The organism is Actinomadura sp. NPDC048955 (assembly GCF_040649435.1).
Taxonomy (GTDB): domain Bacteria; phylum Actinomycetota; class Actinomycetes; order Streptosporangiales; family Streptosporangiaceae; genus Spirillospora; species Spirillospora luteofluorescens.
The window spans coordinates 1-22,505 of record NZ_JBEZJI010000093.1 but is presented as its reverse complement, the minus strand read 5'-3'; the positions used below and the strand labels follow the sequence as shown (position 1 = coordinate 22,505).

The 22,505-nt window shown below is 69.5% G+C and carries 21 protein-coding genes; 5 read left to right on the top strand and 16 right to left on the bottom strand.

Annotation, left to right across the window (positions count from 1 at the left end):
• Nucleotides 1-196 precede the first annotated feature (196 nt).
• Nucleotides 197-847: an abortive infection family protein gene (locus tag AB0C84_RS42990; protein WP_361077865.1), complete on the bottom strand. Its 651-nt coding sequence runs from the start codon at nt 845-847 to the stop codon at nt 197-199.
• A gap of 107 nt (nt 848-954) precedes the next feature.
• On the bottom strand, nt 955-1,245 hold the full coding sequence (locus tag AB0C84_RS42985) for a hypothetical protein (RefSeq protein WP_361077862.1): 291 nt from the start codon (nt 1,243-1,245) through the stop codon (nt 955-957).
• 374 nt (nt 1,246-1,619) lie between these two features.
• Between AB0C84_RS42985 and AB0C84_RS42980 the strand changes: the two genes are divergently transcribed.
• A complete protein-coding gene (locus tag AB0C84_RS42980) occupies nt 1,620-2,243 on the top strand; it encodes a hypothetical protein (protein ID WP_361077859.1) in 624 nt (207 codons plus the stop codon).
• A gap of 112 nt (nt 2,244-2,355) precedes the next feature.
• Here AB0C84_RS42980 and AB0C84_RS42975 read toward each other — a convergent pair whose 3' ends face one another.
• From AB0C84_RS42975 to AB0C84_RS42960, 4 genes are all read right to left on the bottom strand, one after another.
• Nucleotides 2,356-2,682 carry a hypothetical protein gene (locus AB0C84_RS42975; protein WP_361077857.1) on the bottom strand — a complete coding sequence of 109 codons (327 nt, stop codon included), beginning with the start codon at nt 2,680-2,682 and terminating at the stop codon, nt 2,356-2,358.
• A 255-nt stretch (nt 2,683-2,937) separates the two neighbouring features.
• Nucleotides 2,938-4,593, bottom strand: coding sequence for a hypothetical protein (locus AB0C84_RS42970; RefSeq protein WP_361077854.1), 1,656 nt, complete (start codon nt 4,591-4,593; stop codon nt 2,938-2,940).
• Nucleotides 4,594-5,034: 441 nt separating this feature from the next.
• A complete protein-coding gene (locus AB0C84_RS42965; RefSeq protein WP_361077851.1) occupies nt 5,035-5,853 on the bottom strand; it encodes a hypothetical protein in 819 nt (272 codons plus the stop codon).
• Complete coding sequence (locus tag AB0C84_RS42960) at nt 5,850-6,911, bottom strand: recombinase family protein (protein ID WP_361077848.1); 1,062 nt, start codon at nt 6,909-6,911, stop codon at nt 5,850-5,852. Before AB0C84_RS42960 ends, AB0C84_RS42965 begins: the two co-directional genes overlap by 4 nt.
• Nucleotides 6,912-7,570: 659 nt before the next feature.
• Here AB0C84_RS42960 and AB0C84_RS42955 point away from each other — a divergent pair.
• Nucleotides 7,571-8,311, top strand: a complete 741-nt coding sequence (locus AB0C84_RS42955; protein ID WP_361077845.1) for a hypothetical protein — start codon at nt 7,571-7,573, stop codon at nt 8,309-8,311.
• A 269-nt stretch (nt 8,312-8,580) separates the two neighbouring features.
• Here AB0C84_RS42955 and AB0C84_RS42950 read toward each other — a convergent pair whose 3' ends face one another.
• Nucleotides 8,581-9,696, bottom strand: coding sequence for a hypothetical protein (locus tag AB0C84_RS42950; RefSeq protein WP_361077842.1), 1,116 nt, complete (start codon nt 9,694-9,696; stop codon nt 8,581-8,583).
• A gap of 263 nt (nt 9,697-9,959) precedes the next feature.
• Here AB0C84_RS42950 and AB0C84_RS42945 point away from each other — a divergent pair, with 263 nt between their 5' ends.
• A complete protein-coding gene (locus AB0C84_RS42945; protein ID WP_361077839.1) occupies nt 9,960-10,346 on the top strand; it encodes a hypothetical protein in 387 nt (128 codons plus the stop codon).
• A 214-nt stretch (nt 10,347-10,560) separates the two neighbouring features.
• On the top strand, nt 10,561-12,084 hold the full coding sequence (locus tag AB0C84_RS42940; RefSeq protein ID WP_361077837.1) for a beta-N-acetylhexosaminidase: 1,524 nt from the start codon (nt 10,561-10,563) through the stop codon (nt 12,082-12,084).
• A 49-nt stretch (nt 12,085-12,133) separates the two neighbouring features.
• On the opposite strand, the gene AB0C84_RS42935 is transcribed toward AB0C84_RS42940, so the two are convergent.
• From AB0C84_RS42935 to AB0C84_RS42900, 8 genes are all read right to left on the bottom strand, one after another.
• Nucleotides 12,134-13,117 carry an MBL fold metallo-hydrolase gene (locus AB0C84_RS42935; protein ID WP_361077834.1) on the bottom strand — a complete coding sequence of 328 codons (984 nt, stop codon included), beginning with the start codon at nt 13,115-13,117 and terminating at the stop codon, nt 12,134-12,136.
• Between the two features lie 85 nt (nt 13,118-13,202).
• Complete coding sequence (locus AB0C84_RS42930) at nt 13,203-13,835, bottom strand: hypothetical protein (protein WP_361077831.1); 633 nt, start codon at nt 13,833-13,835, stop codon at nt 13,203-13,205.
• Nucleotides 13,836-13,960: 125 nt separating this feature from the next.
• The gene (locus AB0C84_RS42925; protein WP_361077828.1) at nt 13,961-14,902 is read right to left on the bottom strand and encodes a hypothetical protein; all 942 of its coding nucleotides are present in this window, start codon (nt 14,900-14,902) and stop codon (nt 13,961-13,963) included.
• Nucleotides 14,903-15,534: 632 nt separating this feature from the next.
• Nucleotides 15,535-15,867: an Lsr2 family protein gene (locus AB0C84_RS42920; RefSeq protein WP_361077825.1), complete on the bottom strand. Its 333-nt coding sequence runs from the start codon at nt 15,865-15,867 to the stop codon at nt 15,535-15,537.
• Between the two features lie 471 nt (nt 15,868-16,338).
• Entirely contained in the window at nt 16,339-17,118 is a 780-nt protein-coding gene (locus AB0C84_RS42915; RefSeq protein WP_361077822.1) for an aspartate/glutamate racemase family protein, read from the bottom strand.
• Nucleotides 17,119-17,841: 723 nt separating this feature from the next.
• Complete coding sequence (locus AB0C84_RS42910) at nt 17,842-18,195, bottom strand: hypothetical protein (RefSeq protein ID WP_361077819.1); 354 nt, start codon at nt 18,193-18,195, stop codon at nt 17,842-17,844.
• Nucleotides 18,196-18,208: 13 nt separating this feature from the next.
• Entirely contained in the window at nt 18,209-19,018 is an 810-nt protein-coding gene (locus AB0C84_RS42905; protein WP_361077816.1) for a restriction endonuclease, read from the bottom strand.
• Nucleotides 19,015-19,212 (bottom strand): hypothetical protein, encoded by a 198-nt coding sequence (locus tag AB0C84_RS42900; RefSeq protein ID WP_361077813.1) that lies wholly within the window; start codon nt 19,210-19,212, stop codon nt 19,015-19,017. The genes AB0C84_RS42905 and AB0C84_RS42900 overlap by 4 nt, the downstream gene beginning before the upstream one ends.
• A gap of 816 nt (nt 19,213-20,028) precedes the next feature.
• On the opposite strand from AB0C84_RS42900, the gene AB0C84_RS42895 reads away from it, so the two are divergent.
• Nucleotides 20,029-21,873: a hypothetical protein gene (locus AB0C84_RS42895; protein WP_361077810.1), complete on the top strand. Its 1,845-nt coding sequence runs from the start codon at nt 20,029-20,031 to the stop codon at nt 21,871-21,873.
• Nucleotides 21,874-21,916: 43 nt separating this feature from the next.
• Here the strand turns inward: AB0C84_RS42895 and AB0C84_RS42890 are convergent, their stop codons facing one another.
• Complete coding sequence (locus AB0C84_RS42890; protein ID WP_361077807.1) at nt 21,917-22,093, bottom strand: hypothetical protein; 177 nt, start codon at nt 22,091-22,093, stop codon at nt 21,917-21,919.
• Nucleotides 22,094-22,505: the final 412 nt, after the last annotated feature.

Below are 22,505 nucleotides of genomic sequence, written 5' to 3'. Positions count from 1 at the left end.
TGAAGCGTGCAAACTCCACTACGCCCGGAGGTCTTCTTGCTGATCAAACACCTACCGGTCAGGTGTCACCAAGATCATGGCCAAGTACAGCTAGCCGACGCGCTCCGCGTGCCGGTGCAACTGATCGTGGAGCCGATCACCGGGGACGCCGAAACCGATGAGAACCGGCTCGCCCTCTGGCACCACCGCCACGGGTTCAGCCCGGTGCGCGGCCGACCGGAACTGATGCACCGCCCGGCGCGATAACTCGGGGCCGCGTTCCGCCGGGTACCGCTTGCGCGTCGATCGGGTGGGCGGGAGGGGGTACAGGAACGGCTGGGGTCGGTGCCGGGCTCGTCAGGTCGGTGAGGGTGTCCAGCACGTAGGTGCACCAGGCGTCGGCGGCGCTCAGCGCGAGGCGGCCGTGCCGCGGGCGAAGCCCGTGGGGAAGCGCGGCGGGGCCGTGACCTGTGCCGTGGCTGTTGCGCAGCGCGGCCAGTGCGGCGCCGGCCGTTGAAAGGGAGCCCAGCAGCCGCCTGGCCTCCTTGACGCCGTCCACCCCGGCAGCGACGCAGACCGGATGCTCGCCCAGCGCCTTCTGGGCTTCGCTGACCAGATGCGGCATATCCGCGGTGGGTGAGTACTGAACTCGGAGCTGATTCAAGACGATCTTCGCTGTGGATTCCACGAGTTCTTTGGCGGTGCCGATGGCCAGCATCGGGTCGTCGGGCGGGATCTGCCTGATGCGGTTCAGCAGCACCACGATGACGGCGGGGTCGGTGACCGCGCCGAGGGAGCCGTCCAGGAACAGGGTCTCGGGCGGCCGGATGCGGCCGGACTGGTCAATGTCGAAGCCGTCGGTGCTCAAGGAGCGGTGCAGCCGCTGGGCGGGCAACGGATCCAGGCCGGGATCACGCGCCAGGAGCTGTTCGAACTCCCACAGCAGTTCTTCGATGGCCTGGAGGGCTCCAAGGGTTACTGCAGCCGACCGCCAGTCCAGGTGTTCGAAGCACCGCTCGGCCAGTCGGCGGGGATCTTGACGTAGGGCCGTTGCTCCTGGACGTCGGCCAGCGAGGCCAGGATCTGCAACCCCAGTGCGATCTTGGACGGCTCGACGTCAGGGTTCACAAGCTGCGTGCGCACCGCCGGCAGAGGCAGGCCCTCGCCGGTGATGACCCTGAGGAACGTCTCCGCCCCCAAGGCCTCGGCCACGTCACAGATCGCGGCTCTCGTGCGAGCCGACAAGAACGCTTTGCCCTGCGGCATCGTCTCCCCCTGCTCCCGGTGAACCGACCGCCCCCGCACGCCCCTTTTCGCCCCAAGGGCAGGCGCACGTGGCCGGCGCCCGGCGCCGACCCGATGACGCTAGCGATCAGCCGGGGCCCGGTCCAACCAGTTCCCAAACCAGGGTTCAGGGCGGGCGGGCCACCCCCAGTCAGATACACCGGACTGGCGGAAGCGCCGCGTCTGCTCCGTGGCCTGTTCGGACGCGGTGCGGACGGCCGGTCGCCGGCGTTCCCGCCTGAATGTCGCGGCCGCCCTCTACGCTCGATGCGGGAACGTTGGTCACATCATCATGATCGAGGTGGAGCATGTCCGACCGTGACGCTCGCAGCAGGTCTGCAGTCCCGGGGGGCTCCTTGCACCGTCGCCGGGGCGGTGTCGGCAAGACCACGACGACGGTGGGCCTGCCCGCCGCCGTCACCGCCGCGCTGGGCGGTGGCCGCCTCGTCGTGGACATCGACTCCGGTTCCACCTCGGGCGCGCCCCTAGGGCTGAGTGCGGAGGAGTTCTTGCGGCTGGTGACCGATCTGGTCGCGCTCACCGGCGACCCGGCCGACGATCCGGTGATCCGCGGGCTGATCGACGCCCGCGAGCAGCTCACCGACCACGCGCGCGAAGCGGCGACGGCCTTGCGGTCGCTGTCGGAGGAGGAGCTGGAGCGGCTCGGCCCCGGGGAGTTCCTGCCCGAATGGGTCGTCCGCTTGCAGGAGGCCCTGGCCGACGCCCCTCAGACCGTCTCCGGCCGGCTGCTCGGCGCCGCCGACACCGCCACGCGGATGGAGGCGATCGAGGAGGCGGCCCGCGAAGTCGGCAACCGGACCACCGCCCCGGACAGCAAGTTCCTGGACGGGTCCCCGGCTTCGCGGCAGCTGCTGGCCGCGCTCGGCGCAGTCGAGCAGCTCCGACTTGACCTCGACGCCCTACACGTCGCCATCGGCACCGCCCTGGAGCGCAGGGCCGAACTCACCGCGGACCGCTGACGACCGCGCCGGCCGCAGGCCGACCAGATCGCCGGTGCATCACCCGCAGGACACGACCACGGTTCCCACCTGGTTCCAGCGTCCGCCGTGGGCGGGTTCCCGCCGACCCGAATCAGGCTGAGGCGCGGCCGACCGAATCAGATACATCGCCCGGCTGATCTCCGGGTTCGTTGGGTTCTGGGCGGATCCACCAGTACGAGCGGTCGACGTAGTCCACCGCAATCAACTCGAACTCTCCGCTCCGCTCAGGCGCGTACGGCATCGGGCCGAACACCAGCAAGTGGTAGATCTTGCGTGCCGGTCGCTCCTTGATGACTACGTTCTGCGCGGCGTTCAGCACCTCGATGACACGCCACCTCAGTGGGGCGTTGGCAAGGCGGACCTCGGTCGGCTTGCGAGGCAGCCCCTCGTGGCTAACGTAGGCAGGGAACTCTCGCACACCCCAAATGATCGCACAAGCGTTCGAATGCCCGGCAGGCGGAGGCGGTCCAGCAGGGCTTCGTCTGCCTCGCCGAGCGGACCGATCTCCGTGATGTTCGCGTGGTCGACGGTGTGACTCACGCCCACGTCGACGCCGGCCGGGCCGTTTGTCTGCGTCTTGGACCGTCGCCATCCATCGATGGCCGGCGACGGCCGCGGGCCGACATCGTGCCCGCCGGGTGCTCCATCAGGGGGGCGTGCGGTCGGGCCTCCATCAGGGTCCCTCGGTGTCTTCGAGGTCGTCGGCAGGCTGGCCGGTCGTGGCGTAGTTGACGCCGGGAACGAAGGGGTTGTCGTGGTCGAACTTGATGCGGCGTGCTCCGGGGGCGGCCGTGGCGGGCAGGTCGTTGTCCGCGATGATCAGCTGGAACGGACGGGAGGGGGCCGCCGTCCCGTCGCGGGCTTCCTGGAAGGTGGAGAAGTGCTCGTAGATGCGCTGGGCGAGCGCCCTGTCGACGGCGTTGGCGCCGAGGTTGCGGCGAGGTGAGTCGATGATCAGCAGGCTGGGCACGTGGGTGGCTCCGATGCTGAGGGCGTAGCCGAGCAGGGCGACGTGGTAGGCGATGTTGATCGCTCCGCGGACCCCGCCGCCCAGGCCGTCGAATGCATCGCCTTCCACGATTGGGAGGTAGGTGTCGGAGTCGATACGGGCCTCTCGCTCGAACCACGGCGGCCTCAGTTCCCGGACGACCTCACGGAAGCGGGTGCTGAACTCCTCCAGCCGGTGACGGTAGCGGGTGGCGGCGTCATTGGCCGCGGTCAGCGCGGCGGCCGCCTCGGTCCGCTCGCTCGTCAGGGTGTTGCGCTGCTCATGGAGGCGAGCCAGCCTCTGGTGTGGTTCCAGGAGCCGCTTCAGCCCCTTGATCAGTTCGTCCAGCCGTGCAGCTTCGGCCATGGCCTCGCCTAGGGCTCGCGCGAGTTCTTGCGGGTCCTGGGGTTGCTGGCCGCCGTTCTCGGATGCGCCGGCCGGACCGGGGCGGGCAGGCGGCTCGGGTTCCAGGCACAGCTGGCAATGTCCCTTTCTCGGGGTTCGGCGCCGCAGGTCGGTTCGGCACCGTGGGCACTCCGGCCAGGCGCCGCCCCCCTCCGAGGGGCGTCTGACTGCTTGGGCCCGTTCGGATCGGGCGCGCAACTCCTTCACTCGCTGGGCCGCCCGCCGGGCATCGGACACTGCCTGCCGCATCTCCTCCTTGAGCTCGTCGGCGTCGGCGGGATCCTCACTCACGAAGGCCTCGATGGTGAGGATGCGCCTCTTCATCTCGCTCAGCCGCCGCTCGAGGTCGGCGAGGCGGGTTTTGGCGTCCTCGACGCGCGCGTCGGAGATCCCCAACACGAGCTCGAACACGGTCTTGCGCGCGGCGTTGTGGGTGAGGTGCCGCATGATCTGGCGGTCGTTGTCCTGCTGACTGATGTAGAACAGCGGGAGAAGGTCACCGAAACCGGCGTGGCGGCCCTGCGGCCCTCCGAACCGCACTTCGCCCAGCAGTTTCTGGACGCCCATCTGCTCGAACAGCCACTGGGACGGGGTGGGCCCGGCCTTCCCGGCCACGTCCAGCGTGAGGATCCGCTCACGGCTGCGCCCCTCGTACACCCGGACCAGGCCGGACCGCCGGGCCATGCTGCGCACCAGGCGATACGAGGACCCTTCGACATTGATCGTGGTCCATGCGCTGGCGACGTTCTCCCGCACCGCGCGGCGGAAGTTGCTGGCCACACCCAGCGGATACAACAGCGTCTGGATCGCCGAGGTCTTCCCCGAACCCGCCGGACCCGTCAGCAAGATGATCGACTTGCTGCGGAAATTCATCTCGTATTCCTGGCCACCGTAGGTGTCAATCCCGTGGCCCTCGAACAGCAGGGTCGTTGTCATTTGCTCTGCCCTTCAGTGCGGCTCCGCCCCGCAAGGTCCCGCTGAGCATCCACACTCCGGTCACGACCCGCCCCGAGCATTACCGAAACACGACCCGGCCATCGCCTCCCCCCGACCGACGTGCGCCCGCGGGAGTTCACTTCAGGGTGCCGCGTGGCGGCGAGCTGGAACGCCACCGTGTGGCGGAGACATCACGCGCCGACTGTCAACGTCCGCGAGGCGGACGCGCCGGCACCGCGTTCTTCTCGACCGCGCACCGCACTGCGCAGCATCGCCTCTGAGCCAAGGAAGCCTCCGACGTCGGCGGTTCGTGCCCGCCGCCGCCTTGGCCGCCGCACCGGCGCCAGGTCTACCGGCTCGAACGGCGGGCCGGCCAATTCGGCGGCGGGCATGCCGTACTGGTCCGGGGGCCGGCCTGGGCGGCGGTCTCGGAAGTAGCCATCACTTGCGCCTCGGCGAGCGGCGGGATGGGTGCCCGGGCCCTGGAGCCAGGCTCTCGGGTCCCCGCTCGTGCTGGGCGGGCTGCTGGGTGCGCCCGGCCTGGAAGTCTTGGTCTGTGTCCTGGTCTGCGGGCTCCGCGACGGCGGCGGCCGAGCTGATGTGGTCTGGTCGGCCGCCCTCCCACACCGCGACCCGGATGTAGCGGGCCGAGCCGCCTTGGCGTCCGGTGCCGTTGAGCCGGTCGGCCAGGAGCGTGTCGGCCAGGTCTTGCGGGGTGCGAGCAGAGTGCGTGGTGCCCGTCGAGGCGCCGTTCTCGGCCCTCCAGTGCTCGCGATCGTCGCTGATCTCGATGACGTAGGTGTAGACGACCGTCCCAGGCTCCTCACCGAGACCGGGGGGCTGGACCGCGCCTATGGGGGTCGCGGTTGCGAAAGCCTGCGCATCGCGGCCGGAGATTTCGCATGCCTGGGCGATATCGATCCAGGAGACGCCAGCGGCCCGCAGACCGTCGATGGCGGCACGGAGCGCGGCGAGATAGAGCTCGCGGGCGGCGGCCAGGGCGTCCAGGTCGACCGACTCCGGCTGTAGCCGCACGCCCGGCGGGGGACCGCCGTCGCGTAGTTCCAGGGCTGCTTGCGCGCTGCGGCGCAACAGGGCCAGTGTTTGACCGAACGCCACGATGCCGTGGCCGGTTCCCCGCGTGACCCACCACCGGCCGTCGCGCACCACAGGCAGCGCAACGTGCGGAGTCACCTGCGGCGGGGCGGTGCCGTCCGCGGCCGGGCCGGCGCCGAGCGGGAGCGGTTGGCCGCTGCTCATCGGCTCGCCTGCAGGAAGTCGACGAGCTCGTCGGCCGCCGCAGGCGGGAGCTGCCCGCGCGGCACCACGATCTGGCGGCCGTCTACCTCCAGCACGACGTGCTCGTCGCTCTCGCGAGCGCGGGTGAGGGTCACGCCGCGCTCGTCGGCGGCGGCCTGGACGCGGCCCCAGCCGGAGCGGCGGCGCTCCCGGATCTGCTCGGTCACCTTCTGGGTGGCGTGCCACTCCTCCAAGGTCACGACCGTAGGATGAGCCGGCCGACTCGACCAGATCCACTCGCAGATGGGGTTGGCGCGTTCGCGTGTCCTGCGGTTCCACACTTGGTAACCGGTGTACTTGGGGTTGGCCAGCATGCGGCGAACGCTGCGTCCGCACCACATCTTCTGCCCCTCGGCCAGCGGGTGCGCCAGCAGGTCGGCTGCCAGGGCGGCGCCGATCTCGGCGTCGCCGAGGACTTTCTCTCGGCGCAGTTCGAAGGCGCGCGCGACGGTGGCCTGGCGGCGCTGGTCGGTATGCAGCGCGAGCCGGTGCTTGGGGCGGTCGCCCCCGAAGCGGTTGGCGGCCGGCGGCGCGGTGGGGTCGGGCACGGCGATGTAGCCGTACGGGGGCGGCCCGTGCCGGTACCCGTTGGCGGCGTGCTGGCGCTGGCCGCGCATCGACTGCTCGACCAGCTCGTGCCGGACGATCTCGGCGCGGACCTGCGCGTTGCGCCGTAGCTCCAGCCGCCCGGTGGTCTTGCCGCCCTGGGGCTCGTTGGCGCACAGGATGGGGATGCTCTTGGATTCGAGGTAGTGCTCGACGGTGAGGCTGGCCAGCATCTCCCGCGCGACGCGCGAGATCCGCTCGCACGCCACGCGCTCGCCCGGGCTTTCGCCGCGCTCGACCGCCTCCAGCAGGTCGTTCAGGCCGCCGTCGCGCGGCACCGGCACCTGGAGCCGTTCGTAGACCTCGGGCCCGATCTGGCTGCGCTCGTCCAGGCCGAGCATCCCCGACTCCACGTCCCAGAAGTAGCCGGAGAACTGCTCGCCGGGCTCCGGCAGTACCGAGGCCTCAGCCACCTGACCGGCGATCGAAGACCTGGGGTCCTGGAGATCTTTGGTCGATACCCGCCCCAGAAAGACCGTTCTGGAGGGCCGCGGATCCACCGCGACCTGGTAGCCGGGCAGGTCACTCAAGTCGATGGGTGCGTCGAACACGAAGGGCCTTCACACGGAACGAGGGCGTCACTGATCAGCCCGGGAACACCGGGCCTCCCACAGGTGGGACCACCCCCACATGCGTGGGGAGCACATGGCCGTCGATGCGCAGCGGCGAACCGGCCACGAACCACCCCCGCATGCGCGGGGAACACCCCCGGCTAGCGCGGGGCCGACTTCAACCATCACCACGCTGCCCAGGACCCACCAGGGGCTGGAAGTGCGGTAGATCACTCACGATGCCAGGCAAGAGCGGCAGGGCGCACCCGCAGCTCGCCCCCGGGCCAGCCCGCCCTTCAGGCCGTCCAAGCAGCAACTCGCCAAGCCCTACGAAGCAATGCCGAATTCGAAAAGGGGAGCTCGGCCGCTGACGCAGAACATGTGGTCATCGACCACCCGTGTGCGGGGATGGCCGTGCCGGGCATGGAGTTCAGCGGACCGGTGCACTGTCGTATCAGGCTGTGTCGTATTCGACCGCACGGCCGGGCGAGGGCTGAGGGATCTTCCGGCATGATCTGGACGTGGACGTGATCATGTGGGGCGACGACTTGGTAGGCCCGCTGGTAGACGCGCACCGACCGGCTGATGTTCTTCAGGCGGCGGCGTTGTGCATGGCCGAGGAGTTCAGGCCGGACGGGTTTCGATGGATCAAGTCCCGGCGCTGCTTCGGGAGGCGGGGCCACGGCGGGCGCGTCGAACGGATGACGCTGGAGCCGAGCTATCACAACAGGTCCGGCTCGTTCGTCACGTTCGCGGTGGCGCAACTGCATGTCGACGAGCCCGACCTGGGAGACTGGCGCACGGCCAACCACCTCCTGACGGTGATCCGCCCAGACGGCGCGCTGGATGTCCTGTGCGCCACCAGTTGCTATGACCTGGCGCGGGTCGGATTCCACAACACCGTTTTCCTGACCCGCCCGGACAAGCGCGTAGCCCACCTGACGGCACTGTGCGAGCAGATCAGGCAAACCGTCCTTCCCTGGTTCGCGAGCACAAGAGACCCCCAGCGGCTCGCGGCCCTTGCGCCCGAGGCGCTCTTGGGGCCTTTCGCCTTCGCCCCCGACCTCGTCGAGTTCCTGGTCCTGCGCGGACAGCGCGAGCAGGCCCGGTCGTTGATCGAACGCGTGCTGGAGCTTGACCCAAAGCAGCGCGAGGCATTTCCAGAGGGCCGCCTTCTCGCCGGACAGGGCCTTGCCGGTCGGCCCCGCTGGCACACCCCTCAGGTCCTCGGCTGGACCAGCGCCGTCCTTGATCTGAGCTGACGATCGTCCCCGGGCGAACACGCGGCAAGACGACCCCGCTCTGACCGAATCGCTGCCCTGCCGTGTTCGGCGGAGGCGCATGCAGGTAGTGACTTCGGCGTCTCGGGCAAGCGGACCGCGCCGGCTCCGCGACGACCATCACCCGCCGGCTACAGGCGATCGCCGCGAAGATCAGGCAGCAACTCGACGCGCCTGTCAGAGGCCCGATGCGCCGACAACGAGGGCGGCCTCCGTGTGGGACGACTCGCCTTACCTGGTGCCGGGAAGCGTCATCCCGACGGGTGATCGGGCATACCGTTCGGCAGCCCCACAGGCCTGCGCCCCGTCGCTTGGGTGAAGGTGACCGCGGCGCCCATGGATTCGGCGCCGTCGAAGATGACAACGCCGTCCTCGAAATGGGCGCCGCCGAAGTCGACCCTGGCGCCCGTGAAGCGGGCGCCGCCAAAGATGACCGTGCCGCCCGTGAACTGGGCACCGCCGAAGTCGACAGTGCCGTCCTCGAAATGGGCGCCCCCGAAGATGACCAAGCCGTCGGTGAAGCGAGCGCCGACGAAGTCGACCGCGCCGCCCGTGAAGCGGGCGCCGACGAAGGTGACCAGGCTGGCGTTGAAGACGGCGCGGTTGAAGTCACCGCCGTCGAAGATGACGTCGGTGAAGTCGAGGTCGTGGCCCTGCCAGGAGACCGCCACGCCGTCGCGCAGGTGGTTGCCGATAATGCGGATGACGGTGTGGCGGACTTCGCGGGTCGCGCGGAAGGCGGCGCGGGCGCGTGCGTGCTCGACCAGGTCCTGACCTTCGGCGGGTTCGTCGCCGGGGTCGGGCTCATAGGGCAGGCGCAGGAAGGCGCACAGGACGTCGATGCAGGTCTGGCGGGACTCGTGGGTGCGGGAGTCGTCGGCGAGGCCGGCCAGGGCATGGACTCCTCCCAACTGGATCGCGGGCGAGGGATCGCCGAGTTGGGCTACGGCAGCGGTGAACCGGTCGGTGCGCTGGCCCTGCTCGGTTAGCTCATGCGTACGGCGCTGAGCCTCCTCGCTCTGCCGCAGGCCATCTTGGGTCAGCTCGAACGTCCGAAGCTGAGCGATCTCTGTGGCCTCGGCGGAACGCCCGGCCGCGTCGACCCCCTCGATCGCGGCCTGCGCCGACCGGCGCGCCGAGGTCGCGTTCGAGGCGGTGTAGTAGATCGCGACCGCGGCCAGCAGTCCGGTTCCCATCGCCATCGCCCGGCCCCGCACGGTGTCCAACGCGTCCGCCAGGTCCTTGCCCACCAGACCGCCCGCCCCGCCGACCTTCACCCCGTCGACGTGCACCAGCCACCACTTCGCGCCCGGCCCCAGCACCCACACCACCGCGACCGCCACCACGGCACCGGCCACCAGCAACACGACCCGAACCGCATGCACCCGCCACCGAACGCTCTCAATCGCTGCTGTTTCCGCCACCTGGCCCACGCCGTTCAGACGCCCGCGCCGCTCACCGCGTTCACCCGCTCGCCAGCTCCCACCATGCCCGGATCCGGCCACAAATGCGGCCTGCTTCAAAGCCGGTTCCAAACCCGGCGGCATGTCCTCTCGTGAGCGACTGATCAACGGCGGAGCCGACCGGTCCGGCCGACGACGTGCCCTGCGATCGGCACCTGAAGCCGCGGGTGACCTATCACGCCAACGGCGCGACCTACCGCACCGACGCCCAGGGCCGCCCCGAGACCGCTGAGGCCCAGAACCTGACCGCCTCGACCGCCGACCGCGGCCCGTTCCGGCGCACGTTCCTGCGCGTCACCCGCAAGGGCAACGAACCCCGCGACCTGGAGATTTCGCGCACCCAGGCCAAGCTCATCGCGCGCTACCTGGACTGCCGCGCCAGCGGCCCCCTGCTGCGGCGACGCCCTGACCCCGCACGTGTGGCGCGCCTCCCGGATCACCCACATGCTCGACGCGCTCTACGAGCAAAACGCTCAACAGCCAAGGGGAGCGGCTGGACCGGTCCGGCGCGCTGTGGATCAGCGCCAGCCTCGGCCGCGCCGCCGGCGTGCTGAACCAGGCGCCACCGCACTAGGCCGAGCGCGGCCGGAGCGCGGCTCCTGTCCAGCGGACCTGCCCGGTGGCCTGTGCGTCGGCGCGGAGTGCGGCATTCTGGCCGTGTTGACGAGAGGCGTTCGCAGCCCTGCACCACCCGTGCAGAGCGACAGGAGTCCTGAGCCGCTCCGGATTCGGGCGCCTATTACGACCTGCGCGAAAGTGGGTGTTGCGGTGACCGAGGTGAATCTGATCCCTGCCCCCCGCCGGTGCGAACGGACGGGAGAGTCCGGGCCGTTCGGGGGGAACGTGCACACCGGCGTCGATCCGTCACTCGGGCTGGAGGCGTACCGGCTGACCGTGTCGGCCGGCGGCGTCGAGATTGTGGGCGGCGACGAGGCCGGTGTGTTCTGGGGCCGTCAGACCCTGCGGCAGATGCTGGGCCCGGACGCGTTCCGCCGCGCCCCCGTCACGCGGGGCCAGGTCACGGTGCCTCACGTCACCATCGAGGATGCGCCGCGTTTCGCCTGGCGGGGCTTCATGCTCGACGTCGCACGCCATTTCCTGCCCAAGGACGACGTACTCCGCTATGTCGACCTGCTGGCCGCCCACAAGCTGAATGTCCTGCACCTGCATCTCACCGACGACCAGGGGTGGCGCGTCGAGATCCGGCGGCACCCCCGGCTGACCGAGGTCGGGGCCTGGCGGCGGCGGAGCCGCCTGGGCTGGGGCGAGCCGCCGCTCTGGGACGAACGGCCGCACGGCGGCTTCTACACCCAGGACGATCTGCGCGAGATCGTCGCGTACGCGGCCGAGCGGCATGTCACGGTCGTCCCCGAGATCGACCTGCCGGGCCATTCGCAGGCGGCCATCGCCGCGTATCCCGAACTGGGGAACACCGACGTCGTCGACACCGCCGCGCTGGAGGTCTGGACCGACTGGGGTTTCAACCGCAACGTGCTCGCCCCCACAGCCGCGGTGCTGCGTTTCTACGAGGACGTCCTGGACGAGGTGCTGGACATCTTCCCCAGCCGCTTCGTTCACATCGGCGGGGACGAGTGCTTCAAGGACCAGTGGCGCGACTCCCCCACGGCCCAGGCGCGCATCCGTGAACTGGGGCTCAGGGACGAGGACGAGCTCCAGTCCTGGATCATCCGTCACTTCGGGGACCGGCTCGCCGCGCGCGGTCGTCGCCTCATCGGCTGGGACGAGATCCTGCAGGGCGGCCTGGCGGAGGGGGCCGCGGTCATGTGCTGGCGGTGGTACAGAGGCGGCATCGCCGCCGCCGAAGCCGGTCACAGCGTGGTGATGTGTCCTCAGCAGGAGGTCTACCTCGACCATGCCCAGGCCCACGGCGCCGAGGAGCCCGTGCCGTTCGGGTGGGTGCACACGCTTGAGGACGTCTACCGGTTCGAGCCCGTACCGCCCCGGCTGGCCGGTACGCCCCACGCCGCCAACATCATCGGCGCCCAGGCCAACCTGTGGACCGAGGTCGCCGAGGACCGCGGCCGGGTGGACTACCAGGCGTTCCCCCGGCTCGTCGCGTTCGCCGAAGTGGCCTGGTCGCAGCTGCCCGACCCGGAGGAACGCGATTTCGACGATTTCGAGCGCCGGATGAGCTCGGCGCACTATGCCCGTCTGGACGCGCTGGGGGTCGGTTACCGCCCTCCCGGCGGGCCGCGTCCATGGCAGCAGCGCCCCGGCATTCCGGGCCGGATGCATGCAAAGCCTCGGAAAACCTGGCGGATGGCGGACTGAGTGCGCGGACCCGCGCGGGCCTGGTCACCGCCGGGGCCCCGGCGACCGCTCAGGAATCGCCGTGCTGGTGCTGTTCGGGCAGGCGGCTCTCCGGGTGCACCCACAACAGGACGTTGTCCCCAAGCCCGGCGCCTTCCGCCTCCCGCTGCCGCCGGAAGAACGTGAGGATCTCCCGGTCCGAGTGACGCAGGCTGAAGTGGGTCAGAACGAACAGCGTCTCCGGGTGGGCCTCGACCACGGGTCTGAGCCGGCTCCACACCGTGTGCCCCACCCGATTCGCGCGGTCCATTTCGGCGTCGTCGAGAAAAGTGCACTCCGTGATGACGACCGGATACTCGAAGAGCCATGGGTTCCGCTCGAAGACGCCGACGTGCGTGTCACCGAGAAAGGCGAACAGCGGGCGGCGGACCGCGACGTCGACCTCGGTCCCCTCCGCGCGGTGCCGAGCCATGAGCCGCCCGAACTCCTTGCCCCGTCCCTCCCGCACCAGGGACCGCCGCAGTTCCTCGAACTCCGGGCGCAGCGCCTTGCGCTGCTCCGAGAAGGCATAGCCCACACAGGGCACCTTGTGCTCGCACTCCACCACCCGCACATGGTGTCCCCGGCGCCCGAAAACGAACTCGTCGTCCCCCCGGACGCCGTGCAGGCGGTGGCCCCCCGCCAGCGCGGGGTCGAATCCCGCCCCGTGGTTCAGCTCGGCGGACGCGCGCAGGTAGGACTCCACGTACGGCACCGCCTCGGCGGGCAGGTAGACGTCAGGGCCGGGCGTCCTGGAAGTCAGGAAGTCGAGATCCTTGGAGTGGTCGTGGTGGGTGTGGGTCAGGAACACCGTGTCGACCTGCCGCCCCTCGCACAGTCCCGCGTCGAGGCTGCACCTCAGCTCGGGGATATGGAAAAAGGTCTTGTCGTTCGCACGGGAGTAGCCGGTGAGGGTCAGCTCGGCGCCGGGAATTCGCCACGTCTTCCACTGGCGGAAGGGATGCCCTCGCTCCAGCGGTTCGGGGTGGTCGGGCCCCTGCTCCCTGATCCGCATCGTCGGGCGCCTTTCGAGAACGGTCGCGGACGGTGCCGTCGGACCATTGAGATCAAGTGTCCGCGATCGTAGCGGCCGCCCTCCGTCAGGCACACCGGTTTTTCCGGCCCGACGGCGAACTCCGCGCCCCGGAACACGACCGGCCCGGCGGGCGCCCGAAAACGTGAAAGCGCCCCCTCGGGGGCGCTTTCACGCGTCGTTCTGAGTGGTGGCGGGCGGCGTGCTCGGTCAGCAGCCGGCCCACGTCGGCGAGGGCGGGCGTGACCCGGGCCTCCATCTGGTCGTGCGAGCGCAGCACCGCGTTCGACACCACGGCGGTTTGTGTCCACCCCGAGGGAGCCGGCTGCGCTGACACCCTGGCGCTCTGTAGGAGTTCCGGCAACCCGCCGCATTCGTCTCCGTGACGTTCGAGAAGGCCGTGACTTCCCGATGAAGACTCTTCAGTGTGGGTGAACTCGCGGAGGTCCCACCAGTACGGCCGGTCGACGTAGTCCACCGCAATGAACTCGAACTTCCCGCTCTGCTCAGGCGCGTACGGCATTGGGCCGAACACCAGCAAGTGATAGACCTTGCGAGCCGATCGCTCCTCGATGGCCACGTTCTGCGCGGCGTTCAGCACCTCGACGACACGCCACCTCAGTGGGGCGTCGGTAAGGCGGGCCTCGGTCGGCTTGCGAGGCAGCCCCTCGTGGCTAACGAAGGCAGGGAACTCTCGCACGCCCCAAGGATCGTACAAGCGTTCGAATGCCCGGCAGGCCACCTCGTCTTGCTCCGGGTCGCCTGGTGCTGTGCGGGCGCCGTCGAATTCGGCGGAGGAGGTTCTCCAGCAGGGAAGTCTCCCGGTTATTCCTGAGCTTGGAGGGGGTCGGGGAGTCCGAGTTCGATGGCGGTGGGGGCGTTGTGCGGCCAGTCGGGGTCGCGGACCAGGTCGGGGTAGATCAGGCGGGTGGCGATGGTCCGCGAGACGCCGCTGTCGAGCATCGCCTGGGCTCGGTGCTGGCCGTTGTTGTAGGTGCGGTGCAGCCCGTCGCGCTGAAACCGGATCGGGTCGCTGCTCAACGAGTGCAGTGCCTGGCGTTCCCAGTCGGTCAGCTTCAACGACCCCATCTGCTCCTCGAAGTAGTCGTCCATCTCCTCGTGGTCGACACCTTCGCGATTGGCGCGGCGCAGCAGCGTGATCGCGGTGCGCGAGACCGTATGCCAGTTCCCCCCGTGGTACCAGCAGCAGGGTCTGCCGCGCCTGCGGCGCGCGAGCTGGCGCACCGCGCGGCGGTGCGGGGGAGTGCCGGCGGGCATGCAGTCGTCTTCGCGGAATGGGTCGGGCCGCGGGAACAGCGCCACCCACACCACTGTGAACCGGTCGGGGACATACGGCTCGGGCGGGCGAGGAACGTAGCCGGCGCCGCGATCGGGCGCGACATCGGCGTCGACCAGCCGGCGGATGTCCTCCAGCGTCAACCGGTAGGTGCTCGCGGCCTTGTGGTGGACGGCGTAAGGCTCGGCGCCGGGGCCGGTGACGGCTGTCATCTCGTGCAGGACGAACTCGTCCCCGCCGCGCAGGAGTTGGCGCCGGATCCACAGCGGCGGCTGCGGCTGGTCGGGGCAATGCCGGCGCCAGACCTCGGCCAGGTACCGCTCACGGCCGTTGACCAGGCTCGCGCCCTCGTTCCTCGCTTGAATGGCGACCGCGACCGGCCGCGCGCCGGGAGCGGTGAACAGTTGGAGCCGGAATGTCTCGGGATACCAAGCGCCGCCGCCGACGCAGAACATGTGGTCATCGACCACCCGGGTGCGGGAATGGCCGTGCCGGGCGTGGAGTTCAGCGGCTCGCGCCGCACGAAGATCGGGCCCGTCCGGTTCACCAGAACGCGGAGGCCGGTCCATGGAATGACCCGTCATCGGCCCACCCTGGACCGGACACGCATAGTCGTCAATGGGTCTGCCAACCGGCTATACGGGCTCTGGTAGAACCTGCCCGCCAGGCCGTCCTTGCCTTCGACCTTGACCCCGTCGACGTGCACCCACACCACCGCGACCGCCATCACGGCACCGGCCACTAGTAACGCGACCCGCGCCGCACGCTCCCGTCGCCGAACGCTCGAATCCGCACTCGTCCTCGCCTCGTCCACGATGTTCAGACGCCTGTGCCGTTCACCGCGTTCACCTGCTCGCAGGCTCGCGCCGTGCCCGGATCCGGCAAAGAGCCTCTGCGTCACGGCCGATTCCAAGCCTGGTGCGTGTCATCTCATCTGCGGCTGATCAGCGGCGGAGCCGCCCGGCCACGAGCCGCCCGGGAGCGGGTGGCGGTCATGAGGGTGTTTTCCAAGCTCATGGCAGGAAACATGAAAGCAGGAACAACCAGTCGCCGCCGGACCTGCCGATCGCCCATCCCCGGGGTGGGAGTCTCAGAGCGAGGCCTACTTGGCGGCCGCCTCGTACTGTTCGATCACGTGGGCGGGGATACGGCCGCGCTCATTGACCTTGATCCCCCGGTTCTTCGCCCACTCGCGGATCTCGGCGGAGCGCTCGCGGCTGCCCGCGGTGCGCGTCCCGCGGCCGGCTCGGGCAGCGGGCTTGCGCGCTCGGCGGGCGCTGGCCACGAACGGCTCCAGGCCGCTGCGGAGCTTGGCGGCGTTCTTCTTGCTCAGGTCGATCTCATAAGCCGTGCCGTCGATGGAGAAGCTGATGGTTTCGTCCGCGTCCCCGCCGTCAACGTCGTCCACGAGAAGGACTTCAACCTTCTGCGCCATGGGAGACCTCCTCTGGTTGCGAACTTTCGACACGAATGCGGCCAGCTGGACCGTATCCGAGTTGATCTTATTAAACCAAACAGATCGGTTTCTGTCCGCGCGCCCCGCAGGGGCGCTATCAATCGACCGCACCTTCGTCGCCATCACCGCGACGCATCATCCTCGCAGGATGGCTCCGGTCAGCGGCAAGGCGTCTCGATCGCCTCTAAACCGTGGGCCTGGGGCATTCTGGACGGCACCTGGGCACCTGCACTCTGCTGCGAGGAGCGACGGCGGCGCGCGGATCGTCCCCGATGCTGCTCGGCAAAGCCATTGCCGTGGGCACGTAACCGTTCGATGGTTTGCCCGGTATGGCCAAGCTCAACGGTCGCCGAGACCGAACGCGCCCACCAGGGCAGGCCCAGCCGACCGTCGATGCCAGCAGAGACGAAGGCGAGACCTGTCCGCCCGCCATCATCTGGTGAGCCCTGCCTAGGTACGCGCGGTGAGAGCAGCCAGTAGCCCGCTATCGGGCCTTGCGGGAGCAGGGTGAGCACGCCGGGAATGCGTCAGCCTCGCGCGCACCAATTGTTGAGCGAGCTGCTGCGCGGCGACACCCGGGTTGATGAGCGGAACGTCGAGCTGCTCGGCGAGAAATTGGTGTGCAGGATGCATCGTGGTACTTCCCAGGATCAGCACGTCGGCGCCGTCTTCCTGGATGGCCTTCGAGCAGGCGTCGAGCAGCCGCGGGTAAACGGTTTCCCGGTCGCCAAGGAGCTCTTCGGCATCGGGACGGATGCCGATATCACGGACGCTGACCAGCCGCTCGGAGATGCCGGCCGCGGCGGCGGCCGAGGAGTACAGAGCGTGCCAGGGCCGCCACATGGTCACAACGCCGATCCGGCTGCCGAGACAGGACGCCAGCGTCAGGGATGCCTGGCCGGCGCCGACGACCGGAATGGCCACCCGTGAACGCAGTGCAAGCAGCCCGCTATCGCTCATGCTATTCACCACAATGGCGGCGAAGTCTCGCTCGGCGTTCTCAGCGGCGGCCAGGACGCTCTCCACCGCGGCCAGGACGGCGACGTCGCTGATCGTGCGTTCATAATCGCTGTCGATCATGTTCGCTGGCCCGCGTGCAGGCGCGGTGAACTCAACCTCCGTGTCCCCGTCAAGGATCCCTGCCGGGAACTGCTCGGCAAACCCCTGCCATGCGTGCGGAGGGACCGCGACCGGCAACACGTGCAGAATCCGGCGCTTGCCTGTATCCATTGCGTTTCCCCTCGACGTTGCGGAGATTGCCCGCTGCTGTCAGCTTGGCTTCTTCATGTGATTGAGCTCAGCAGGCGAGTGGCTTTACGTTGTAGATCCATAACGAGCGTCCTGTCAGGTGCGTGATCTCAAAGAGAGGGCTGAAGGGGCGGTTGTCCAATTCGCTCTTTCGCGCCTCTGAGAATCCCTAACTCGCTGCCGTTTCCCTGCTCGATTCCGATGCTAGCGAGCGCGATGTCACCAGCCCTGTCAGCTAACGGAGCTCGCAAGATTCTTCTGCGTTGCAGTTGAATGTGTCCCTGACTGACGGGAGAGCCGGTACTGCAGGTGAGGACCCTCTTCTGAAGCCGGGTGGATCTGGCTCTGGACAATGCAGCCGCAGGCATGCGAGCACACGACCAGGCGGCAGGCAAGGTCGAGTCTGCGACGACCCAGTGAAGCGAGATGGTCCCGGCTCGTCCCGGCGCATGGACGGGCGTCATGGAGATCGCCGGGCTGCGGCGGGTCCAGCCACGATGAGGCCGGGGCGTCTCTTCGATCGGAGGTATGGCAGCGGGGCCGTGGATGCGGGAGCCGGTGATCGGCCCGCGGGGAGTCGTCTGGCGCGAGCGATGGTGGCCGAGTTCCGGGCGCAGCGGGGGTATCGCGGGCCGGTGCGGACGGTGACGGTGTTGACGGCCGGCAGGGTCACTGGCGGTGCCCACGGCCGGTCTGAGCGTCGGGTCAGCGTTCCGCTCGCTCGCTCAGGTCGTGCAGTGCTGCCGCGATGCTGCGGGCGAGTTGGGGGGTCAGTTCCACGGCGTCTTCGTTGTCGAGGAGGGCGAGTTCGACTTGGGTGGGGCCGGGCGCGGCGTTCAGCGGGGCCACGAACGCCTTCAAGCGCAGCTGGACGGTTGTCGGCTCACCGTCGGGGATCTTGCTGACGTCGGTGGTGAGGATGTCCACCGGCTCGCTGAGGTGATGGAACCCGTCCTCTAGGTGCGGGTAGGTGCCGGGATCGAAGTGGTCTGTGGTGCACCAGGAGGGGCAGGGCTGCAGGGTGACCTGCAGCCCGTCGCGGGTCGTGACGGTGCTCATGTACTCCACTGTCCTATGAAGCCCGCTCAGATGAGCCCTGATCGTCGGCGCCGGCGGGTCCGGCGCTCGCCGGGTCGTGGCGGAACCGCAGCTGGTGCCGGCGGCCGCGGACGGTGCCCAGCCCGAGCAGTTCCGGCAGGCTGACGCCGCCGGTGGCCCAGCGTTCCAGCTCGGCCCGGTCCAGCAGCGCGATGCGGAACTGCTCGGCGTTTCGGCGGGCCGAGCGGGTGAAACCGCCATTGGTGACCACCACCGCGACATCGGCGCGGTGCGCGGGGCCGGCGGTGCCGTTCACCTGGTAGATCACCTGGACGCCGACACTGGCCCTGATCGTGGTGTGTTTGCACTGCACCACGACCCGGGTGCCGGTAGCGGCGTGTTCGCCGATGACATCTGCGGCCTGGTCGCCGCTTCCGCCGACCCGCCGTGCGGCGATGGCGTCGCGGATCATCAGCTCGGCCACGGCGGACTCGAACACCTCCGGTGCCATCGCGTCGATCTGGGCCAGGGTGAAGGCCAGTTCGGCGCGCCGCTGTGCCCGCACGGCGGCGCGCACCGCCCGCGCCTGTCCCGCCATCCACCACACGGCGACGCCGAGCACCAGCACCGCCGGCGTCAGCCACCAGGCACTCACCAGCGCGCGCAGCGCCTCGAGGAGCAACTGCACGGCGACGCTCACGGCGAACAGCGCCACCAGCGCCGCCCCGATCCAGTCCTGCAGGGTGCGCGGCCGCCGGACCCGTCTGGCGCGGCGCACCAGCCAGGCCCGCACCTGAACGGCTGGGGACAGGCGGCCGCCCGCCCGGTAGGGGCCCGCGGTCACGGCTTGGCCGGCGCGTGCGAGGCCGGCCCGGACGGCGCGGGATCCGGTTCGGCTCCGCCGGACCCGCCGTGCTGACCGGTGACGAACAGCAGCGCCAGCGCGACCAGCCCGGCGATCAGCCAGCCGGACGTCTTGGTCCCGCCGCGCGATGACGGCGTGTTCACCCAGTGCCCACGCCGGTAGTACCTGCCCATGAGGAGCTCCTGCCCGAGCCGGATCCCCGCGCGCGGACCGCCCGCGCCGCACATCGGCTCAGACTCGTTACTGAAACACCCCGGTAAGACAAAATCCGCCATGATCCGCGCGATCAACACAGGTTATACATAAAGGGATAGACGGCTCTTACGGGAACGTCATCGGCACCTGACTCCGATGCCATCGTGTTTCCACTCATCCCACATAACGGAACGGGCGAAAATAGCGTCAGGTACTGGCGTTAATCTCTCGCACGGGCTGTCTCGGCCGCATTGGCCTGCCCCATCAGGCTCACCGCCACCAGGAGGCCGCCGCCGCGTCGCAGCTCACCGAACCTCCAGCCGATATTCATGGCCGGTGCGCTTATCCCTTCCGGCTGAAGTCGGGAGGCACCGCTTTATGGAACAGGCTTCGACTGAGAAGGCGGTACATCTAAGGTGCGGCATGAGCGACGATGCTGAGCTTGCGGAAGCCGACATTGAGGAGGCGGCGGAGGCTGCGTCCGAGGAGGAGATCCGGGAGGCGCGGGTGATCCTGCCGCTGGCCAGAATGCGCAGATGAGCCGGATGAGCGGGCCGACCTATAGGGGGCCGTGATCGGGCAGTGGACCGGTCCGGCGCCAGACGACCTGACCACATCAGAGCCGACCATGGCTTGCTCATGGCGATCGGCGGCCGGACGGGATCGGGGCTGCGCATCTGGTGCCCGGCGGCGCCGCGGCCGGCCGCACACCGGGGGCGGCCAGGTCGTGCCAGCCCGGTGCCGGGTTGGGAGATCTACCGGCGCGGAGGCGCGGTTTTCGCGACAGTTGAGCCATGACCTTCCAGCCCCCCGCGCAGGACGGCCCCCAGGCACAGGCCCGGCCGCGAGCGAACGGCCAGTCCATGGACCGGATCTGGCTGCACGGACTCGCTGCTGGCGGGGGTGCCCAGCCGGTCCGGCGGCTCGCAGCCGACATCACCGGCCGGGCTGCTAAACACGATGTACGGCTGCACGCGGGTTGGGAAGTCGCCGACGGCACTCTGGCCGATCCCGACGATCCGTTCGGTGATCCGATCCCGGTGGTGGTCGCGGGCACGGTCACGACCTGGACGGGCGAGGGCGACGGCGAGGTCCGGGCCGGGTTGATGCTGCGGGACCTGCCGCGTCCCCGGATCGGGTGGGACGGCTCGGTGATGAGATGCGAGTGGGCGCTGGTCGCCGAGGCCGGGCATCGCTGGACCCATCAAGTGGTCTCCCCGCTGCTGTGGGCGGGCCTGGCGGGCGATGACATTGAGGACCAGCTCGGTGACGCCGCCGCGCTGATCAAGAGGATGCTGGGATCGCCGCCCGTGCTGCCCCCAGCACAAGGCATGCCCATCGAGCAACTGCCGCCCGAGCGGCTGACCGAGCTTCTGGCGCGCATCACCGGACCCGGCCGCGCGGAAGGCTTGCTGATCACCACCGTGGAGGGGGGCGGGACGCTGGCCGGGATCATGCTCGCCGAGACCAAGTTCCTGCTGTGGCCGGGCTTGGTGAATCTCGTTCTGGTCAGTGAGGAGGGCCAGCAAAAACTGGCCGAGCATCTTCCAGATCGGCGTATCCCGCCTTCGGGCGCGCGCTGGTTCGCGCCGACCACCGATTCCATCGGCGACCAGACGCTGCGCAAAGGGCAGATGACGAGCCCTGGCGCCCTGGCGCGCCTGGTGGATCAGGCACTGCGGACACGAGCCGAGACGAACCCGACCGGGCTGGCGGCCGACGCGGCGGCGCTACTGGAACCCACCGGGCGCCTGAGGGTCCCTGCAGCACCCGACCGGCTGGAACTGCTGCGGGACCGCACCAGGGCACTGGCCGCGGAACTGTCCCACGTCCAGCAGCACCTGAACAACCGCACCGGCCGACTCGATCAGGTCGTACACGAGCTGAGCGTCGCACGCGAGCACGGCGCACGGGTGGAGGAGGAGCTTGCCGCGGCCCGCGAGCGTATCCGCGAGCTTGACCCCGCGGTCGAAGTGTTGACCCGGCAACTGAAAGCGGCGCACGCCGAAGCCGACCAGTTCGCCGCCGCGGCGGAACAGGCCGAGGAGGAACTCGCCGACGCCGTGCGGGACCGGGCGCGGCTCGCGCGGCTCGCGGCGTGCAGCGACGCCTCCCAGAATCCCCGATCCCGCGACATCCACGAGCCGGACCCTGCGGACTTCGGCGCGCTCATCGACGCGGCCCGGGACCGGTTCACGCTGCTGGACGTCGACGCCCTGGCCACAGACCTCGCCTGCACCCTGGACCACTTTCCGCAGGCAGCGGCCTGGCGGCGCCGCGCCTGGGACGCTCTGTCCACGCTTGAGGCCTACGCCCAGGCTCGAAGCCACCAGGAACCTGTGAGCGACCTGCTCGCCTACTGCCGCTCCGGCGCACCCGAGGTCTCCATCGCCACCTCCATCATCGCGCTCGGCGAGTACGAGCGCGTCCGAAGCGACGAGCGGTACCGGCGCGCGCGCACCTTCCCCGTCCCCGCCGACGTCGATCCCCGCGGGGAGGCGTTCTTTGGCGCGCACATCCGGCTGGGGCCAGGGCGCCCGCCCGCGCCGCGCATGCACTTCTTGGATGACACCAGCAATACAGGCCGCATCTACATCGGCTACATCGGTCCGCATCTGCCGAACCAGCGCACCAATTGAGAGACCCTCGGGGTATGGGGGGTGCGGCCGGCTGTGGCGGCCGCTAGCCGATGAGAACACGCAGAATGGCGGGAATGGCGCCGAGCGCCACTGCCAGGGCGGTGAGCACGAGCGGAAGCCGGGCCACGTCTCGGCGCGCCACGATGGCCGTCACCGCGCCGATCAGGATCAAAGCGGCGAGGCTCACAATCACGGCGGCGTTCATCTGCTCAGTCGGCATGGAAGCTCCCTGGGATCGGAGAGTGACTGCTAACGGACAGGAGCGGTCGGCCGTGGGCTCGCGATGGCTCGCCCTGCCCAGTCGAGAAGGTTGTTGGGGAGGTCGATGTCCTTCTTGTCGAGTTCTTCGATGTGCAGGGCAGCGCATCGGGCGGCAGCCGGTGCCCACCGGGCCGAGCCTGAGGTAGTGACGCACTCCGGGCGTCGGCGCTCGCGGCGGCCTCCGGATCGTCCTCGACGGCCACCGGATCACTCTCGAGCCCGGTGCCTAAGAGGTCATAACAAAATGTGTATGTTGTGCGACATGTGGTGATGGTCGGGTGTGGTGTGGGCGGGTGTGTAAGGGCGAGTAACCCCCGTGGGTCGCGTGTGACGGCCTGTGGGAGCGGGTTGAGTCGCTGCTGCCGAGGGTG

Bases quoted from the DNA above. Each gene is read 5' to 3' on its own strand.
- AB0C84_RS42895 (WP_361077810.1), top strand. From the start codon at position 20,029: ATGACCTTCCAGCCCCCCGCGCAGGACGGCCCCCAGGCACAGGCCCGG.
- AB0C84_RS42920 (WP_361077825.1), bottom strand. From the start codon at position 15,867: ATGGCGCAGAAGGTTGAAGTCCTTCTCGTGGACGACGTTGACGGCGGG.
- AB0C84_RS42965 (WP_361077851.1), bottom strand. From the start codon at position 5,853: ATGAGCAGCGGCCAACCGCTCCCGCTCGGCGCCGGCCCGGCCGCGGAC.
- AB0C84_RS42935 (WP_361077834.1), bottom strand. From the start codon at position 13,117: ATGCGGATCAGGGAGCAGGGGCCCGACCACCCCGAACCGCTGGAGCGA.
- AB0C84_RS42900 (WP_361077813.1), bottom strand. From the start codon at position 19,212: ATGGGCAGGTACTACCGGCGTGGGCACTGGGTGAACACGCCGTCATCG.
- AB0C84_RS42985 (WP_361077862.1), bottom strand. From the start codon at position 1,245: ATGCCGCAGGGCAAAGCGTTCTTGTCGGCTCGCACGAGAGCCGCGATC.
- AB0C84_RS42970 (WP_361077854.1), bottom strand. From the start codon at position 4,593: ATGACAACGACCCTGCTGTTCGAGGGCCACGGGATTGACACCTACGGT.
- AB0C84_RS42890 (WP_361077807.1), bottom strand. From the start codon at position 22,093: ATGCCGACTGAGCAGATGAACGCCGCCGTGATTGTGAGCCTCGCCGCT.
- AB0C84_RS42915 (WP_361077822.1), bottom strand. From the start codon at position 17,118: ATGGATACAGGCAAGCGCCGGATTCTGCACGTGTTGCCGGTCGCGGTC.
- AB0C84_RS42910 (WP_361077819.1), bottom strand. From the start codon at position 18,195: ATGAGCACCGTCACGACCCGCGACGGGCTGCAGGTCACCCTGCAGCCC.